Annotated in this window: 2 protein-coding genes; both read right to left on the reverse strand. The window is 69.7% G+C overall.

What is annotated here, in order from left to right; all coding sequences use genetic code 11:
* Positions 1-573, reverse strand: a 573-nt coding sequence (locus EUA98_RS19585) for a dimethyl sulfoxide reductase anchor subunit family protein (RefSeq protein ID WP_130104352.1), incomplete at its 3' end; no start/stop codon positions are given.
* A gap of 4 nt (positions 574-577) precedes the next feature.
* Positions 578-1,195 (reverse strand): DMSO/selenate family reductase complex B subunit, encoded by a 618-nt coding sequence (locus EUA98_RS19590; RefSeq protein WP_130104353.1) that lies wholly within the window; start codon positions 1,193-1,195, stop codon positions 578-580.
* Between the last annotated feature and the right edge of the window lie 56 nt (positions 1,196-1,251).

The following is a 1,251-nucleotide window of genomic DNA, read 5'->3' on the forward strand; positions in this document are numbered from 1 at the left end:
CGGGACGCCGGTGATGTCGGTGGTCCACGCCCGCCGGCGCCACATCACCGCGCCGGTCAGGGCCGCGCCCACGGCGAGGGTGCCCAGCAGGAAGGTGGTGGTGAAGAACTGCACCGGGGTCGCCCAGGAGTGCCAGGCCGGGACGGTCACCAGGGTGTAGTAGATCATCGACATCGACGCCACCAGGCCCAGGCCGACCAGCGCGGTGAGGCCGGCCAGGACCTGGCGCAGGCGGGGGGTGCCCCACTTGAACCACTGCGCGGCGGCGAAGACGAACCCGAGGCCGGCGAACGCGACGCCGAACACGATCTCCGCGCTCAACGGCGAGGTGCCCAGGTGGCGGACCACGTTGAGGGTGTTGGTGATGTCGTTCATGTGCAGCATCGACGCGCCCAGGCCCAGGACCAGGGCCGGGCCGATCGCGTACAGGGCGGGGTCGGTGACCTTGTCGATCGCGCCGGCGCCGTACCGGCGCGCGGCGGCGACCTGCACGATCCCGAGCACGACGAACGCGCCCACGCTCATCTGGCCGAGCACGGTGAAGATGATCATCGGCAGCTCATGGGTGTTCATGGCTTCAGAGCTCCTCGGGGTTGGCCACGGACCCGGTACCGGTCCCGGTGGGTTGCGCGTCACGGTGGGGGGTGATGACCAGCCGCGGGCGGGTCAGGGCCGGGTCGGGCAACGGCTCCACCGCGGCCAGCGTGCCCAGCTCGGCGCGCAGGTCCTCGATCGGGCCCCACCCCAACGCCCGCGACGGGCACGCCGCCACGCACGCCGGATCCTCGCCCTCGGCCCGGTAGTCCGCGCACATGTCGCACTTGGTCATGTGCCCGGTGGCCGGGTTGAACTGCGGGGCCGAGTACGGGCACGCCCACTCGCAGTACCGGCACCCCACACACTTGTCCTCGTTCACGCTCACGATGCCGTCCGGGCCCTGGGTCATCGCGGTGGTCGGGCACACCCGCACACAGATCGGGTCCTCGCAGTGGTTGCACGCCATCGAGGTGTAGTACGAGAACACGTTCGGGGTGAACGTGTCCCCGGACTTCTGCCACGTGCCGCCGGAGTACTCCGCCACCCGCCGCCAGGACACCCCCACCGGCAGATCATGCTTGTCCTTGCACGCCACCGAACAGGCCTTGCACCCGTTGCACAACGTCTGATCGAACGAGAAACCCAGCTTGTCCGCCATGACCGTCAAACCTTCTCAACCTGAGCGAGCGTGGTGTGCTGGGCGTTGCCCTTGCT

Origin of the sequence: Pengzhenrongella frigida, assembly GCF_004168625.1 — a bacterium.
Classification (GTDB): Bacteria; Actinomycetota; Actinomycetes; order Actinomycetales; family Cellulomonadaceae; genus Pengzhenrongella; species Pengzhenrongella frigida.